Below are 15,835 nucleotides of genomic sequence, written 5' to 3'. Positions count from 1 at the left end.
CCAGTTCCTCCGAACAGAAACCAGAGGGATCCAGACGATGACCGACAAGCCGAAACTCACCACCGCCGCCGGTGCTCCGGTAGCCGAGAACCAGAACGTCATGACCGCGGGTCCGCGCGGCCCGATGCTGCTGCAGGACGTCTGGTTCCTGGAAAAGCTCGCCCACTTCGACCGCGAGGTGATTCCGGAGCGGCGCATGCACGCCAAGGGTTCCGGCGCCTTCGGCACGCTGACCATCACCCATGACATCACCCGCTATTGCCGCGCCAAGGTGTTCTCGCAGATCGGCAAGCAGACTCCGATGTTCGCCCGCTTCTCCACCGTGGCCGGCGAGCGTGGCGCTGCGGATGCCGAACGCGATATCCGCGGCTTCGCGCTGAAGTTCTATACCGAGGAAGGCAACTGGGATCTGGTGGGCAACAACACCCCGGTGTTCTTCTTCCGCGACCCGCTGAAGTTCCCCGATCTGAACCACGCCGTGAAGCGCGACCCGCGCACCAACATGCGCAGCGCCAACAACAACTGGGACTTCTGGACCGGCCTGCCCGAAGCGCTGCACCAGGTGACCTACGTGATGGGTGATCGCGGCATCCCGGCCTCCTACCGGCACATGCACGGCTTCGGCTCGCACACCTACAGCTTCATCAACGCGCAGAACGAGCGCTACTGGGTCAAGTTCCACTTCAAGACCCAGCAGGGCATCAAGAACCTGACCGACGCGGAAGCGGCGGCCATCGTCGCCAATGACCGCGAGAGCGGGCAGCGGGACCTCTATGAGGCGATCGAGCGGGGCGATTTCCCGCGCTGGACGCTGTACGTGCAGATCATGCCGGAGGCCGACGCGGCGACCTACCGCTTCCACCCGTTCGACCTGACCAAGGTGTGGTCGAAGAAAGACTACCCGCTGATCGAGGTCGGCTACTTCGAGCTGAACCGCAACCCGGACAACTACTTCCAGGACGTGGAACAGGCCGCGTTCACCCCGGCCAACGTAGTGCCCGGCATCGGCTTCTCGCCGGACCGCATGCTGCAGGGTCGTCTGTTCTCCTACGGCGATGCACAGCGCTACCGCCTGGGGGTCAACCACCACCAGATCCCGGTCAACGCGCCGCGCTGCCCGTTCCACAGCTACCACCGCGACGGTGCTATGCGCGTGGACGGCAACCATGGCAGCCGGCTGCACTACGAGCCGAACAGCTACGGGGAATGGAAGGAGCAGCGGGACTTCAGCGAGCCGCCGATGGCGCTTTCCGGCGCGGCCGGTCGCTACGACTACCGCGAGGACGACAGCGATTACTTCACCCAGGCCGGCGACCTGTTCCGCCTGATGGACAGTGCTGCGCAGGAGCGTCTGTTCGGTAACACCGCCCGGGCCATGAACGGGGTGGAGCGGCACATCAAGCTGCGCCACATCCGCCACTGCTACCTGGCCGACCCGGCCTACGGCAGCGGTATCGCCAAGGCTCTGGAGATTCCCGTGGAGGAAGCCCTGGTCTGATCGAGGCCGGAAAAAACAAGCCCGCAGCATGCTGCGGGCTTTTTGTTTTCAGGATACGCCTGAGGGGCGACGTATCGGCAACCTCAGGCGCCGAGCGGTTGCGCGTCGCGCGCCAGCAGGGGCTTGAGGAAGCGCCCGGTGTGCGAGGCCGGGTTGTCGGCGACCTGCTCCGGCGTGCCGGTGGCGATGATCTGGCCGCCCCGCGAGCCACCTTCGGGGCCCAGGTCGACCAGCCAGTCGGCGGTCTTGATCACATCCAGGTTGTGTTCGATCACCACCACGGTGTTGCCGTGGTCGCGCAGCCGGTGCAGCACGTCCAGCAACTGCTGGATGTCGGCGAAGTGCAGGCCGGTGGTGGGCTCGTCGAGGATGTACAGGGTCTTGCCAGTGTCCCGCTTGGACAATTCGCGGGACAGTTTCACCCGTTGGGCCTCGCCGCCGGACAGCGTGGTCGCGCTCTGGCCGAGCTTGATATACGAGAGACCGACGTCGATCAGCGTCTGCAGCTTGCGCGCCACGGCAGGCACCGGATCGAAGAAGGCGCGGGCCTCCTCGATGGTCATCTCCAGCACCTCGTAGATGTTCTTGCCCTTGTATTTCACTTCCAGGGTTTCGCGGTTATAGCGCTTGCCCTTGCAGGCGTCGCAGGCCACATAGATGTCCGGCAGGAAGTGCATCTCCACCTTGAGCACGCCGTCGCCCTGGCAGGCCTCGCAGCGTCCGCCCTTGATGTTGAAGGAGAAGCGGCCCGGGCCGTAGCCGCGCGCGCGGGCTTCCGGTACGCCGGAGAACAGTTCGCGGATCGGTGTGAACAGCCCGGTGTAGGTGGCCGGGTTGGAGCGCGGCGTGCGGCCGATCGGGCTCTGGTCGATGTCCACCACCTTGTCGAGGTGCTGCAGACCGTCGAAGCTGTCGTAGGGCGCCACTTCCAGGCTGGTGGCGCCGTTCAGCGCGGTGGCGGTGATGGGATGCAGGGTGTTGTTGATCAGCGTCGACTTGCCCGAGCCGGACACCCCGGTGACGCAGGTCAGCAGGCCGACCGGAATCTCCAGATTGACCTTGCGCAGGTTGTTGCCGCGCGCGCCCTTGAGGGTAAGCAGCTTCTGCGGATCGCGCGGCGTACGCTCGGCCGGGTAGCGGATGCGCTCGCGGCCCGACAGGTACTTGCCGGTCAGCGAATCCGGGTGGGCCATGATCTCGTCGGGCGTGCCTTCGGCGACGATGCGCCCGCCATGCACGCCGGCGCCGGGGCCGATGTCCACCACGTAGTCGGCCAGGCGGATGGCATCCTCGTCGTGCTCCACCACAATCACCGTGTTGCCCAGGTTGCGCAGGTGGGTGAGGGTGCCCAGCAGGCGCTCGTTGTCGCGCTGGTGCAGGCCGATGGAGGGTTCATCGAGGATGTACATGACGCCCACCAGGCCGGCGCCGATCTGGCTGGCCAGGCGGATGCGCTGCGCCTCGCCGCCGGACAGCGTCTCGGCGCTGCGGTCCAGGGTCAGGTAGTCAAGGCCGACATTGACCAGGAATTGCAGGCGCTCGCGGATTTCCTTGAGGATCTTGGCGGCGATCTCGCCACGCTGGCCGGGCAGGCTGAGACCGGCGAAGTACTCGCAGGCGTCTCCCACCGGCAGGCCGGTCACTCCCGGCAGCGTCTTGTCGCCAACCCACACGTGCCGCGCCTCACGGCGCAGGCGGGTGCCCAGGCAGTCCGGACAGGGCTGGGTGCCCAGGTACTTGGCCAGCTCTTCGCGCACGCTGTCGGAACTGGTCTCGCGGTAGCGGCGTTCCAGGTTGTTGAGGATGCCCTCGAACGGATGCGAACGGCTGACGATGTCCCCCCGGTCGTTCAGGTAGCGGAAGGCAATGCTCTCCTTGCCGCTGCCGTACAGGATGCGCTTCTGGTTCTCGGCGCTCAGGCTGTCGAACGGCGCATCCAGGTCGAAGCCGTAATGGGCGGCCAGCGAGCCGAGCATCTGGAAGTAATAGATGTTGCGCCGGTCCCAGCCACGAATGGCCCCGGCGGCCAGGCTCAGATTGCCGGTGACCACCCGGCGGGCATCGAAGAACTGTTTGACGCCCAGGCCGTCGCAGGTGCCGCAGGCGCCGGCCGGGTTGTTGAACGAGAACAGCTTGGGCTCCAGCTCGCTGATCGAGTGGCCGCACACCGGGCAGGCGAAGCGCGCGGAGAAGATCAGCTCCTCCTGATCGCTGCCTTCGTCCATCGGCGCCACCAGGGCGATGCCGTCGGCCAGTTTCAACGCGGTCTCGAAGGATTCGGCCAGGCGCTGCTGCAGGTCGGCGCGCACCTTGAAGCGGTCCACCACCACCTCGATGGTGTGCTTCTTCTGCTTTTCCAGCGCGGGTAGTTCGTCCAGCTCGTAGAGTCGGCCATTCACCCGTGCGCGCACGAAACCCTGGGCGCGCAGTTCGTCGAACACCGCCAGGTGCTCGCCCTTGCGCTCGCGGATCACCGGCGCCAGCAGCATCAGCTTGCTGCCCTCGGGCAGGGCCAGCACCTGATCGACCATCTGGCTGACGGTCTGCGCTTCCAGCGGAATGTCGTGATCCGGGCAGCGCGGCGTGCCGACCCGCGCGTACAGCAGGCGCAGGTAGTCGTAGATCTCGGTGATGGTGCCCACCGTGGAGCGCGGGTTGTGCGAGGTGGACTTCTGCTCGATGGAAATCGCCGGCGACAGGCCCTCGATGGTGTCCACGTCGGGCTTTTCCATCATCGACAGGAACTGCCGCGCATAGGCGGACAGCGATTCTACGTAGCGGCGCTGGCCCTCGGCATACAGCGTGTCGAAGGCCAAGGAGGACTTGCCGGAGCCGGACAGGCCGGTGATGACGATCAGCTTGTCGCGCGGCAGGGTCAGGTCGATGTTCTTCAGGTTGTGGGTACGCGCCCCACGGATCAGGATCTGGTCCACGTACAGCGGGCCTCGCATGGCGGGCGGAAAGGCGGAAGTATACGGGCAGGAGAAAGGCGCGTCACAAGCGCGCTTGTCCGTCCAAGCCCGCCTCGTCCTGCTAGAATCTGCGGCCCTTTTCACGAGGCTTGTTCGTTCATGCACGATTCGTCCAGCGAACGCATGTCCCCGGCCGAGACCCGGGCCGCCGGCGGGCTGGCCATGGTCTTCGCCTTCCGCATGCTCGGCATGTTCATGGTCCTGCCGGTGCTCGCCACCTACGGCCAGGAACTGGCCGGCAGCACCCCGGCGCTGATCGGCCTGGCCATCGGCGCCTACGGCCTGACCCAGGCGCTGCTGCAGATTCCCTTTGGCGTGCTGTCGGACCGTATCGGTCGGCGTCCGGTGATCTATGCCGGCCTGCTGATCTTCGCCGCCGGCTCGGCGCTGGCGGCCAATGCCGACTCCATCTGGGGCGTCATCGCCGGCCGGGTGCTGCAGGGCGCCGGGGCGATTTCCGCCGCCGTGATGGCGCTGCTCTCCGACCTGACCCGCGAACAGCATCGCACCAAGGCCATGGCCATGATCGGCATGAGCATCGGCGTGTCCTTCGCCCTGGCCATGGTGGCCGGGCCGCTGGTCACGCGCGCCTTCGGCCTGTCCGGCCTGTTCTGGATCACCGCCGGCATGGCGCTGTTCGGCATGGTGGTCGTGGCGGGCATGGTGCCCAAGGCCACGGCGGCGCTGCGCCATCGCGAGTCCGGCGTGGCCCGCCAGGCGCTGGGCGGCATCCTGCGCCATGGCGAGCTGTTGCGCCTGGACGTCGGCATCCTGGTGCTGCACGCGATCCTCATGGCCAGCTTCGTGGCGCTGCCGCTGACGCTGGTCGAACAGGCCGGCCTGCCGCGCGACGAGCACTGGTGGGTGTACCTGGTGGCCATGCTGGTGGGCTTCTTCGCCATGGTGCCGTTCATCATCTATGGCGAGAAGAAGCGCCAGATGAAGCGCGTGCTGCTTGGCGCCGTGGCGCTGCTGCTGGTCTGCGAGCTGTATTTCTGGCAATTGGGCCATAGCCTGACCGCGCTGGTGATCGGCGCCATCCTGTTCTTCATGGCCTTTAACCTGCTGGAAGCCTCGTTGCCCTCGCTGGTCAGCAAGGTCTCGCCGGCGGCCGGCAAGGGCACGGCGATGGGGGTGTATTCCACCAGCCAGTTCCTCGGCGCGGCGCTGGGAGGCATCTTCGGCGGCTGGCTGCTGGAGCAGGGCGGACTGGGCGCGGTTTTCATCGGCTGTGCGCTGCTGTGCGCGATCTGGCTGGTAATTGCTGCTACCATGCGCGAGCCTCCCTATGTCACCAGCCTGCGCCTGTCGCTGTCGCGCGCGGCGCTGGCCGATAGCGGGCTGACCGCGCGCCTGCTGGCGGTGCCGGGCGTGGCGGACGTCGTGGTGGTGGCTGAGGAAGCCGCCCTGTACATCAAAGTGGATACCGAACAACTGGACCGCGCGTCGCTCGAGCGTCTGATCGAACCGACGCCGGCGTGCTGAACCTGGGAGAAGCGTCATGGCCCGTGGGGTTAACAAAGTCATTCTGATCGGCAACGTGGGCGGAGATCCGGAAACCCGCTACCTGCCCAACGGCAACGCGGTGACCAACATCACCCTGGCCACCACCGACAGCTGGAAGGACAAGCAGACCGGCCAGCTGCAGGAACGTACCGAATGGCACCGTGTCGTGTTGTTCGGCAAGGTTGCCGAAATCGCCGGCGAGTACCTGCGCAAGGGCTCGCAATGCTACATCGAAGGCCGCCTGCAGACCCGCAAGTGGCAGGACCAGCAGGGCCAGGACCGCTACACCACCGAGATCGTGGTGGACATGGGTGGCACCATGCAGCTGCTCGGCGGCCGTGGCGGCAACGCCGAAGGCGGCGGTGAATACGCCCAGCGTCCGGCCCGTCCGCAGCGCGAGCCGCAGCAGCAGGCTCCTGCCGCGTCGCGTCCGGCTCCGCAGCAGGCTCCGGCCCAGCCGGCGCCCGATTACGACAGCTTCGACGACGACATCCCGTTCTGAGAAGTGCGTCACAGACAAAAGCGCAGCCTCGGCTGCGCTTTTTGCTTCCAGGAAGCAAGATCACTAGTGACGATCCGATAGCAAACCCGCAGAATGCCGAAGGTCATCGCCCGCAACGCGTGCCGTTCAACCTGATTTCCCCATGCCGGCCACCATGCAGTCATTCAGTCATTCTTCATATAGCGAGTCGATTCCATGCGCATGCGTCTGATGCTGCTCGGTGGCGGCAGCGCATTGGGGCAGTCGCTGATTGCCAAGGGTGCCGAGGAGGACATCGGCTTTCTCGCCCCGCGTCCACCGGATGCCGCCTGGGATGCCGCCAGCCTGACCCAACTGCTCGACGACACCCGTCCGGATGTCGTGGTCAATCTGGCCTTCTATTACGACTGGTTCCAGAACAGCAAGGTGGACGAGGCTCGGCTGGCCGCGCAGCAGGAAACCGTCGAGCGCCTGGCCGAGCTTTGCCAGTATCACGGCATCATCCTGCTGCAGCCGTCCAGCTACCGCGTGTTCGATGGCGCGCGGGTAACCGCCTATGGCGAGGCGGACGAGCCGCAGCCGCTCGGTCCTCTGGGCCAGGCCCTGGTGGAGATGGAGCATGTAGTGCGTTCCCTGTGTCCGCGCCACGTCATCCTGCGCACCGGCTGGATTCTCGACGACAGCCGCGATGGCGTGCTCGGCCGCTTCCTGCGTCGCCTGGAAACCGGCGACCCGCTGGAGCTGGCCGATGACCGGCGCGGCAATCCCTGCCCGGTAGACGATGTGGCGCGGGTGATCCTCGCGATACTCAAGCAGCTCGACTGCGCCGCGCCGCTGTGGGGCACTTACCACTACGGCGCCCAGGAAGCCACCACCGTGCTGGCGCTGGGGCAGTGCATGGTCGCCGAGGCGCGCAACCTGCGCACGCTGCCGCCGGCCGAGATCATCGCGCTGGCGCACGCGGCCTGTGCCGATGCGTCCGTGGAACCCCAGCACGGGGTGCTGGCCTGCAAGAAGATCCTCAACACCTATGGCGTCAAGCCACGCGCCTGGCGCGCCGGCCTACCGGCCCTGCTGGATCGCTATTTCCGGCACGGGGCGAATTGAAAGGCCGGAGAGGCGCTGACAATCATTCGATGTGGGCGTGGCTTCCTGTGGGGCCGGCTTTATGCCGGTCAGCGGAATTGGTCTCGCGCCTCGGTGTCGCTCCCACTGCCCTCGGCCGGGATAAACCCGGCCCCCACACACAAACGCTTCGGCTGTGTGCGGGCGTATCAAAAGCAAACGCCCCGCATTGAGCGGGGCGTTTGCTTTTGCGGTTGGCTTAGAACTTATAGCCCAGGCCGACCATGTAGACCATCGGGTCGACGTCGACGCTGACGGTGGTTTTCTGCACGTTCAGGGCGCCCGGCCCCTTCACGGTGGCGTCGGTGCCGATATCGATATAACGGATCTGAGCGTTGACCATCAGCTTGTCGTTCAGCATGTAGTCGGCGCCGACCTGGAAGGCCAGACCTACGGAGCTGTCGAGGCTCAGGTCGCTGAACTGCTGGGCCTTGCGGTTGGCGGTCAGCTCTTCGTCGAAGAACACGGTGTAGTTGAGGCCCACGCCCACGTAGGGCTGGAAGGCGGCCTTGTTGTCCAGCGGGTAATACACCACGCTCAGGGTCGGCGGCAGGTGGGTGACTTCGCCCAGCTTGCCATCCAGGCCGGTCATATTGAGTGCGTTGTTCAGGCCCTTCACATGCACGTCATGGGTGAAGGGGGTGGCGGCCAGCAGCTCGACACCGACCTTGTCGGTCAGCATGTAGGCGAAGTTCAGACCCAGTTGGGTGTTGCTGTCTACCGTGGCCTCGGTGCCGGCCAAAGCGGTTCCATCAACCTTGAGCGCGCCGCTGTCGCCATTGGGATCGACCGTCACCGCCCCCGCACGAACAATGATGTCCCCTGCCTGGTGAGCGTGGGCGAGCGGGGCGGCAATGGCCAGGGCCAGGGCGGAAGCAACGAACAGAGTCTTGCGCATGGGGAACTCCAGGGTTTCGTGTTTAGTGATAACCATGGTGCGCCTGGGGTTTTTGGTGATTTTTGATCTGGCTCAATAGTCCAAAGGTCGTGCCTGCGACAGCTTGTCCCTGCTGTCAATGTGCCTTAAAGGTCACCTTCCTCGTAGGCATAGATCTTTTCCGCGCGGATACGGTAGCCGGCTTCGGCCAGCTCGCTGCTGATCGACTCCGTGTGCATCGTTCCCTCGATCCAGAAGGGCTGCCAGAGCTCCTGGATCGCCACGCCCAGCTCGCTGACCGCATGCACGATCTGGTTGGAAGGCGGCGGCGGCACGTGGATGCAGGCGCCGTAGTAGGGCACCAGCAGGAATTCAATCACCCGGCCGCGTTCGGTCATATCCAGCGGCACGATGTAGCCGGGCAGACGCACTCGCTGGCCGTTCAGCGCCTGCACCACCGGCTGGCCGGTGGCCTGGGGCATGTTTGTGGTCGCTTCGGCCGTGCCCAGCAGCACGTCGCCCAGCTCGGCCAGGTCATGCATCGGTAGCTCCGGGGTTACCGGCGGCGGCGCGTCGGCTGGCACCAGATCGTCCCAGCTCAGCTCGCGCACTTGCGCGGCGTGCAGCGGCAGGGACACCACGAAGAGCAGGACAAGCAGGTGGCGCAGCATGGATAACCTCATAGGCGGATCGACAGACCATCGGCCAGCGACTGGCGATAGGCGCGCCAGGCCGGCAGGGCGCCCATCAGCAGGGCGGTGACGAAGATAGCGCCCAGCAGGCCCCATTCATAGGCACTCGGCGCGCTCAGCGGCAGATACAGGCCGAAATGGCTCTGCAACGGCGCCTGCGCCAGCAACAGGCCCAGGTAGAGCAGCATCAGGCCGAGCAGGATGCCGGCCAGCGCCAGGGCGCCGCCTTCCAGCACCAGCAGGCCGGCGATATGCCAGGGACGCGCGCCCACCGAGCGCAGGATGGCCATCTCGCGGCGCCGCTCGTTGAGGCTGGAGAGGATGGCGGTGAGCATGCCGACCAGGCCGATCAGCACCACGAACAGCGCGACCACGAACAGCGCCTGCTCGGCGACGCCCATCAGGCTCCACAGTTCCTGCAGGGCCACGCCGGGCAGGATCGCCAGCAGCGGTTCGCCGCCGTACTGGTTGATCTCCCGCTGCAGGGCGAAGGTGCTTACCCGGCTATGCAGGCCGAGCAGCACGGCGGTGATCTGCTTGGGCTGCAGATCGAGCTGGCGCGCCTGCTCGGCGCTGACGCGGCCGGCGCCGCGCGCCGGCATGCCGTTCCGCCAGTCCACATGCAGGGCTTCGATGCCTTGCAGCGGCACGTGCAGGGTGCGATCCACCGGTGTGCCGGTGCGCTTGAGAATGCCGACAATGCGAAACGGCTTGTCGTCATGGTGGGTCAGGCTCACCCGGGCCACGCCGTGGGCCAGCACGATCTCCTGGTCCAGCCGGTAGCCGAGGCTGCCGGCCACTTCCGCGCCCAGCACCACTTCGAAAGGCTCGCTGCCGAACGGCCGCCCTTCGGCCAACTGCAGCGCCTGCTGGCGGCCGTGACGGAAATGCTCGAAGTAGGCCGCGCTGGTGCCCAGCACCCGGAAGCCCCGGTGCGAATCGCCCAGCGACAGCGGGATCGCCCACTTCACCCGCGGGTGCTCGGCGAAGCGCTGGTAGCTTTCCCAGCGGATGTTGTTGGTGGCGTTGCCGATGCGAAACACCGAATAGAGCAGCAGATTCACCGCACCGGAGCGCGCGCCGACGATCAGGTCGGTGCCGCTGACGGTGCTGGCGAAACTGTTGCGTACTTCGCTGCGGGTGCGCTCGACGGCCAGCAGCAGGCAGACCGACAGGCCGATGGCGAAAACGGTCAGCAGTACGGTGAAACGGCGATTGGCCAGGCTGGCCAGGGCCAGGCGAAGCAGCGGCATATCAGACTCCCGGGCGCGGTGTTGCGCGGTTCAGCTCCGCCAGTGACAGGGCGCGGTCGAACAGCGGCGCGAGGCTCTGGTCGTGGCTGACGAACAGCAGGCTGGCGCCGGCTGCGCAGCATTCGGCGAACAACAGGCGCAGGAACGCCTCGCGGCTGTCCGCATCCAGCGCCGAAGTGGGCTCGTCGGCGATCACCAGCTCGGGCTGGCCGATCAGCGCCCGGGCGGCGGCGACCCGCTGCTGCTGGCCGATGGAGAGCGACGAGGCCGGCTGCGTGCGCAATTCGGCGGGCAGGCCCAGATCGCCCAGCAGGCGCTCGACGGCGGCGACCACGCTGCCATCCCGTTCCTGGGCGCGGCGCTGGCGCAGGCGCGAGAAACGACAGGGCAGCGCGACGTTTTCGGTCACCGAGAGAAAGGGCAGCAGGTTGAACTGCTGGAAGAGGTAGCCGGTATGGTCGACCCGGAAGCGGTCCCGGGCTGCGGGGCCGAGGCTGGCGAGATCCTGGCCGAGCAGGCGCACCTGGCCGCGTCCTGGCACCTGCACGCCGCCGAGCAGGCCGAGCAGGGTGGTCTTGCCGCTGCCGGATGGTCCACGCAGGAACACACTTTCGCCGCGCCGCAGCTGGAAGGCCGGGATGTCCAGCAGCTCCGCCTGGCCGGGCCAGGCGAAGCCGAGCTGGACAATGTCGAGCAGGGGGTCGGTCGTCACGTTCAGAACTGCAGGACAGGATTGCGGGTGCTCAGGGTCTGGCCTTTCTGTCCGCGCGGGCCGATCAGCTGCACATCCAGCTCATGCACCCCCGGGTACTGGCGGAACAGGTTGCGCAGGTCGATCGAGCGCAGGGCCTGGGGCTTGGCGCAGGTGAACTGGTAATAGGCATGAATGTCGTGGTGATCGTCGGCGGGCACGGCCTCGGAGGTTTCGTCATGCAGGGCCAGGTGATCTTCATCACCGGCGGCCACGCCGAACAGCTCGCTGCTCACGGCCTCGCGTTCGAGTGCGCATCCGGCCTCGGCGGGCAGCGCGAACATCTTTTCCGGCTGGGTGAGGAAATCCCGCACGGCATTCAGGCGGGCCTGTTCCCGGGCATTGGCGGGAGCGCGTTCGAAGCCCGCCAGGTTCATGGCCGGACTGTGCAGCTGCAGCTCCAGCTGCTTGCCCTCCAGCGCGACATCCAGCCCGGCCTCGCCGTGGACATGGGCGTCCAGGCTGTTGTTGGCGTGCTCGTGGTCATGAGCCTGGGCCTGGGCGAAACCGGGCAGCAGCAGGGCGAGAGAAAGCAGAAGGTAATGCATGAAACCTCCTCAGGGGATGGAGCGGATGTCTGGCGTTCGGGGTTAATTGTTACTTTATAACTAAATTCCCGGGGTGCTTGCCACCGTGCTGCCCGGCTTTTGCGGAAGCGGCTGCATTCGCGCCGCTCTGGCAAGGTGCTCCGGCACTTAATACAGCGCCTGATACAGACGGCGACGGTACTGGGTGACCAGCGGGTGATCGTTGCCCAGCAAGTCGAAGACCTGCAGCAGCGTCTTGTGCGGCAGGCCATCGGCGTAATGCCGGTTGCGCATGAACAGCGCCAGCAAACCGTCGAGCGCCGCCTCGTACTGCTGGCGCGCCAGTTGCTGGATGGCCAGTTGATAGGCCGCCTCGTCATCGCCGGCATCCCGGGCGAGGCGTGACTTGAGCAGCGCCATCTCCGGCAGGTCGGCTGCCTGGCGCAGAAAGGTCAGCTGGGCGCGGGCGCCGGCCAGCGCCTGCTTGTGTTCGTCACCGGCGGGCACGGCGTTGAGTACCGTCTCGGCTTCGCCCAGCTCGCCGCGCTCGGCCAGGCAGCGAGCGTAGAGGATCAGCGCGGGGGCGTTCTGATTATCCTCGGTGAGCAGCTGTACGAGCAGCGCTTCCGCCTCGCCGATGCGGCCCTCGGCGAAGGCCGCCCGGGCGCTGTCCAGCAGGTCGGCCTCGGGTGTGGCGGGCAGCTGCACGTGGGGTTCGAGCATGGCGCGAATCGCCGATTCCGGCTGGGCCCCGGCAAAACCATCCACCGGCTGACCGTCCTTGAACAGCACCACGGTGGGCAGGCTGCGGATGCCCAGTTGCGTCACCACGCCCTGCTCGAAATCGCAGTTCACCTTGGCCAGCAGCAGCTCACCCTGATACTCCTCGGCGATCTTCGCCAGCACCGGCATCAGCGCCTTGCACGGCGCACACCACTCGGCCCAGAAGTCCACCAGCACGGGTTTGTGAAAGGAGTTCTCGATCACCAGCTTCTCGAAGCTGGCGTCGGTGACATCGAAGACGTACGGGGTTGCGCTCATCGGGCTTTCTCAAAGGAAACGGGCAATGCAGAGATGGTAAGACGGGTTGGCGCTGGCGGAAAGTCGGGTGCGTTCCGATAAGCGGATAGGCAGGATCGGCAATCCGGCGCGTTTATTGCTTCTCGTGGGGCGCCTTGACAAGATCTGGCGCTTCGCTTCTAGGCGCTGCCGGGGAATAAAGGCAAAATAACATCGCCTGCCGAACGGAGTCTGCCAACACCGGGGTAGGGATCATCAACGGGGGAGGAAAAACTATGTTTCGTAAACTAGTGCTGGCTTCGGCCATCGCGCTGACGGCGGTGCCTGCGCAGGCGGCTTTGTTTGAAGTGGAGCTTATCTGGGATGATGCCCCCACAGAGACGGCTCCTTATAAGGTGGCTTTTAACACGGCGGAGGACGCCATTGATGTAGTCGATGTCGATTACATCCGCAGCAAGTGGACGGGGTTCAACGAAAATGCGAACACTGCTATTGCCAATATTAAGTTCCGTGGTGTGCCCATCACCTTGACCCATAAGCCCGTCATTCAGAATGGCCAGACGGTTACCCAAGTGATTCTGGACATTCCCAGCCTGGGTATTAACGGTGAGGCATTCACCGATGATCTGTATGGTGGGGATGACGCGCTCGACAAGCTGGCCGATTATCTGGTCAAGGTTGATGGCGATCGGGAAATCCTCACCGAAATCAACAAGGCTGCTGTAGCCAACACCGGCTTCGATCCGGTCGCGGGTAACCCCAACAGCTTGATGGCCTCCATGGTCGGCACCATCCACGGCCTGACCAATACCTCGATCACTGGCACCAACCAGCAGGACATCGACAACCAGTGGGACCTGGGTATCCGCTACGGTTCGCAGACCGTGGCCGGCAACGAGATCACCAGCATTCACCTGCCGCTGGCTTACACCTTCAAGCTTGACTGGCTCCCCGGCCATCGCCTGCAGTTCCGCATGCCGATCAGCCACACCGAGATCAACAGCGAAACCAACAACTACAGCCTGCAGCTGGGCTTTGGCTGGACCATCCCGCTGATCGACGGCCTGGAGACCACTCCGGCCATCGACTACGGCATCGCCGGCTCCGGCGAGCTGATGACCGCCGGCATCCTGCGCGCCCTGTCGCTGACCACCCGCTTCGACTTCTCGCTGCTGGGCCAGAACTTCACGCTGACCAACAGTCTGGCGAAGATCGATAGCGTGCGCTTCGAGTATGAAGACGAGGACGAAGATACCGGCATCACCGACGTCTATGTCATCGACTACGACCTGAGCAACAAGGCCATGACCAACGGCGTGGCCTGGCATGTTGCCCTGCCGTGGAAGCTGGCGACCCAGGTGTATCTGCGCGACACCCGCTTCTATGGCGACACGCTGTATTCGGAGCAAAACAACGAGCTGGGCGTGAACTTCGGCTGGTCGGCTTCCACCGACACCAATACCCAGTTCTTCGTCGGTGCCAGCTATCAGCGTCACGACAAGAGCGAGTTTGACGGTGCCCGCCTGAACGTCGGTCTGACATTCTGATATCGGTTGATCGGCAGGGCGGGTGACCCGTCCTGCCGGCCACTGCCCTCGGGCCGGCTGCATGCCGGCCGCATTTTTCTGCTGCTCCGTTGCTCGTGTGCGACTAGAATCCGCGCCGCCGCGCTATTGAACCGCGGCTGAGGAGCAACACATGTCGAGTCTTTCCGCCTTCCGGGAGCGCTATCTGGTGCGCTTCTGGTCGCCGCTGCCTGCCCTGGTCGCCCTGGGCATCGCCTCCGCTTACTATTTCGCAATCACCGGCACCTTCTGGGCCGTCACCGGCGAGTTCACCCGCTGGGGTGGACATGTCTTGTCCTGGTTCGGCGCCGAGCCCGAGAGCTGGAGCTATTTCCAGCTGATCGGTTTGTCCGGCACGCCGTTGGATCGCGTCGATGGCGTGATGATCATCGGCATGCTGGCCGGTGCCCTGTGCGCCGCGCTGTGGGCCAACAATGTCAGTTTGCGCTGGCCGAACAGCAAGCGGCGCCTAGCCCAGGGGCTGATTGGCGGCATCATCGCCGGCTTCGGCGCGCGGCTGGCCATGGGCTGCAATCTGGCCGCATTTTTCACCGGCATCCCGATGTTCTCGCTGCACGCCTGGGCGTTCATGTTGGCCAGCGTGGCTGGTGCCTGGCTGGGGGTGAAGATCTGCTTGCTGCCGTTCCTGCGGGTCCCGCTCAAGGTCGGCGCATCGCCGGCAGGCCTGTTCCCGGACGCCGAAGTACTGGCGCGGCGCGCCCGCCGGCAATGGCTGTTGGGCCTGGCGGTACTGGCGCTGAGCCTGGTATTCGTCATCTGGCGCTCTCAGGTCTCGCTGGTGCTTGGCCTTGCCTGCGCGTTCGGGCTGCTGTTCGGCGGGCTGATCGAGCGGGCGCAGATCTGCTTTACCAGCGCCGCCCGCGACCTGTGGACCACCGGTCGCACCCAGGTGGCCCAGGGCATCCTGCTCGGTATGGCGGTGGCCTGCCTCGGCACCTTCGGTGCCATTGGCCTGGGTGCCGATCCGAAGATCTTCTGGATGGGCCCCAATGCCATCGTCGGCGGGGTGCTGTTCGGCATTGGCATCGTGGTGGCCGGCGGCTGCGAAACCGGCTGGATGTACCGCGCGATGGAAGGCCAGGTGCAGTTCTGGGTGGTGGGCCTGGGCAATGTCATCGGCGGCACCCTGGTGGCTGTCTGGTGGGACGAGCTGGGCGGCGCGCTGGCCTTGCCCTATCCGAAGATCAATCTGCTGGAATCCTTCAGTCCCGGCGCAGGCCTGCTGCTGACCTTCGTCGGACTGGCGCTGGCCATGTGGCTGGTGCAGCTCAATTCTCGTCGTTTCAAGACCACTCGGAGTGCCGTAAATGAAACCCACCCTGTCGCTCGACCTGCGCGGTGAACACTGCCCCTACAACGCCATCGCCACGCTGGAAACCCTGGCAACCATGCGCCCGGGTGAGCTGCTGGAAGTGGTGACCGACTGCTCGCAATCGGTCAATGGCATTCCGGAAGATACGCGTGCCAAGGGCTACGACTGCCTGTCGGTGGAGCAGCACGGTTCGCTGTTCCGCTTCCTGATTCGCGTGCCGGCGCAGGCCTGATTC

Annotated in this window: 14 protein-coding genes; 7 read left to right on the top strand and 7 right to left on the bottom strand. The window is 65.5% G+C overall.

Annotated features, from left to right (window positions below):
- Positions 1-37 precede the first annotated feature (37 nt).
- Complete coding sequence (locus VL129_RS00320; protein ID WP_325408903.1) at positions 38-1,498, top strand: catalase; 1,461 nt, start codon at positions 38-40, stop codon at positions 1,496-1,498.
- Between the two features lie 83 nt (positions 1,499-1,581).
- Here VL129_RS00320 and uvrA read toward each other — a convergent pair whose 3' ends face one another.
- Entirely contained in the window at positions 1,582-4,431 is a 2,850-nt protein-coding gene (gene uvrA, locus VL129_RS00315; protein WP_325408901.1) for an excinuclease ABC subunit UvrA, read from the bottom strand.
- Between the two features lie 138 nt (positions 4,432-4,569).
- Between uvrA and VL129_RS00310 the strand changes: the two genes are divergently transcribed.
- From VL129_RS00310 to VL129_RS00300, 3 genes are all read left to right on the top strand, one after another.
- Positions 4,570-5,955 (top strand): MFS transporter, encoded by a 1,386-nt coding sequence (locus tag VL129_RS00310; protein WP_325408899.1) that lies wholly within the window; start codon positions 4,570-4,572, stop codon positions 5,953-5,955.
- 16 nt (positions 5,956-5,971) lie between these two features.
- The gene (ssb, locus tag VL129_RS00305; protein ID WP_325408897.1) at positions 5,972-6,478 is read left to right on the top strand and encodes a single-stranded DNA-binding protein; all 507 of its coding nucleotides are present in this window, start codon (positions 5,972-5,974) and stop codon (positions 6,476-6,478) included.
- Between the two features lie 195 nt (positions 6,479-6,673).
- Positions 6,674-7,564: a sugar nucleotide-binding protein gene (locus tag VL129_RS00300; RefSeq protein ID WP_325408895.1), complete on the top strand. Its 891-nt coding sequence runs from the start codon at positions 6,674-6,676 to the stop codon at positions 7,562-7,564.
- Positions 7,565-7,781: 217 nt separating this feature from the next.
- Here VL129_RS00300 and VL129_RS00295 read toward each other — a convergent pair whose 3' ends face one another.
- The 6 genes from VL129_RS00295 to trxA form a co-directional block, all read right to left on the bottom strand.
- A complete protein-coding gene (locus tag VL129_RS00295) occupies positions 7,782-8,480 on the bottom strand; it encodes an OmpW/AlkL family protein (RefSeq protein ID WP_325408893.1) in 699 nt (232 codons plus the stop codon).
- 125 nt (positions 8,481-8,605) lie between these two features.
- Positions 8,606-9,130: a DUF3299 domain-containing protein gene (locus tag VL129_RS00290; protein ID WP_325408891.1), complete on the bottom strand. Its 525-nt coding sequence runs from the start codon at positions 9,128-9,130 to the stop codon at positions 8,606-8,608.
- Positions 9,131-9,138: 8 nt separating this feature from the next.
- Positions 9,139-10,404, bottom strand: a complete 1,266-nt coding sequence (locus VL129_RS00285; RefSeq protein WP_325408889.1) for an ABC transporter permease — start codon at positions 10,402-10,404, stop codon at positions 9,139-9,141.
- Position 10,405: 1 nt separating this feature from the next.
- Positions 10,406-11,101 (bottom strand): ABC transporter ATP-binding protein, encoded by a 696-nt coding sequence (locus VL129_RS00280; RefSeq protein WP_325408954.1) that lies wholly within the window; start codon positions 11,099-11,101, stop codon positions 10,406-10,408.
- A gap of 17 nt (positions 11,102-11,118) precedes the next feature.
- Entirely contained in the window at positions 11,119-11,703 is a 585-nt protein-coding gene (locus VL129_RS00275) for a DUF2796 domain-containing protein (RefSeq protein ID WP_325408884.1), read from the bottom strand.
- A gap of 147 nt (positions 11,704-11,850) precedes the next feature.
- Positions 11,851-12,723, bottom strand: a complete 873-nt coding sequence (trxA, locus tag VL129_RS00270; RefSeq protein ID WP_325408882.1) for a thioredoxin — start codon at positions 12,721-12,723, stop codon at positions 11,851-11,853.
- Positions 12,724-12,977: 254 nt separating this feature from the next.
- On the opposite strand from trxA, the gene VL129_RS00265 reads away from it, so the two are divergent.
- The 3 genes from VL129_RS00265 (at position 12,978) to yedF (ending at position 15,832) form a co-directional block, all read left to right on the top strand.
- Positions 12,978-14,249, top strand: a complete 1,272-nt coding sequence (locus VL129_RS00265) for a hypothetical protein (protein WP_325408880.1) — start codon at positions 12,978-12,980, stop codon at positions 14,247-14,249.
- Between the two features lie 151 nt (positions 14,250-14,400).
- Positions 14,401-15,630 carry a selenium metabolism membrane protein YedE/FdhT gene (yedE, locus tag VL129_RS00260; protein WP_325408879.1) on the top strand — a complete coding sequence of 410 codons (1,230 nt, stop codon included), beginning with the start codon at positions 14,401-14,403 and terminating at the stop codon, positions 15,628-15,630.
- Positions 15,596-15,832, top strand: coding sequence for a sulfurtransferase-like selenium metabolism protein YedF (gene yedF, locus VL129_RS00255; protein WP_325408877.1), 237 nt, complete (start codon positions 15,596-15,598; stop codon positions 15,830-15,832). Before yedE ends, yedF begins: the two co-directional genes overlap by 35 nt.
- The last annotated feature ends 3 nt before the right edge of the window (positions 15,833-15,835 follow it).

This window comes from Pseudomonas sp. (assembly GCF_035497915.1).
Taxonomy (GTDB): Bacteria; Pseudomonadota; Gammaproteobacteria; order Pseudomonadales; family Pseudomonadaceae; genus Serpens.
This window is presented reverse-complemented; position numbering and strand designations above follow the sequence as displayed.

Bases quoted from the DNA above. Each gene is read 5' to 3' on its own strand.
- VL129_RS00265 (WP_325408880.1), top strand. From the start codon at position 12,978: ATGTTTCGTAAACTAGTGCTGGCTTCGGCCATCGCGCTGACGGCGGTG.
- VL129_RS00285 (WP_325408889.1), bottom strand. From the start codon at position 10,404: ATGCCGCTGCTTCGCCTGGCCCTGGCCAGCCTGGCCAATCGCCGTTTC.
- VL129_RS00275 (WP_325408884.1), bottom strand. From the start codon at position 11,703: ATGCATTACCTTCTGCTTTCTCTCGCCCTGCTGCTGCCCGGTTTCGCC.
- ssb (WP_325408897.1), top strand. From the start codon at position 5,972: ATGGCCCGTGGGGTTAACAAAGTCATTCTGATCGGCAACGTGGGCGGA.
- yedE (WP_325408879.1), top strand. From the start codon at position 14,401: ATGTCGAGTCTTTCCGCCTTCCGGGAGCGCTATCTGGTGCGCTTCTGG.
- VL129_RS00320 (WP_325408903.1), top strand. From the start codon at position 38: ATGACCGACAAGCCGAAACTCACCACCGCCGCCGGTGCTCCGGTAGCC.
- trxA (WP_325408882.1), bottom strand. From the start codon at position 12,723: ATGAGCGCAACCCCGTACGTCTTCGATGTCACCGACGCCAGCTTCGAG.
- VL129_RS00310 (WP_325408899.1), top strand. From the start codon at position 4,570: ATGCACGATTCGTCCAGCGAACGCATGTCCCCGGCCGAGACCCGGGCC.
- yedF (WP_325408877.1), top strand. From the start codon at position 15,596: ATGAAACCCACCCTGTCGCTCGACCTGCGCGGTGAACACTGCCCCTAC.
- VL129_RS00290 (WP_325408891.1), bottom strand. From the start codon at position 9,130: ATGCTGCGCCACCTGCTTGTCCTGCTCTTCGTGGTGTCCCTGCCGCTG.
- VL129_RS00300 (WP_325408895.1), top strand. From the start codon at position 6,674: ATGCGCATGCGTCTGATGCTGCTCGGTGGCGGCAGCGCATTGGGGCAG.
- VL129_RS00295 (WP_325408893.1), bottom strand. From the start codon at position 8,480: ATGCGCAAGACTCTGTTCGTTGCTTCCGCCCTGGCCCTGGCCATTGCC.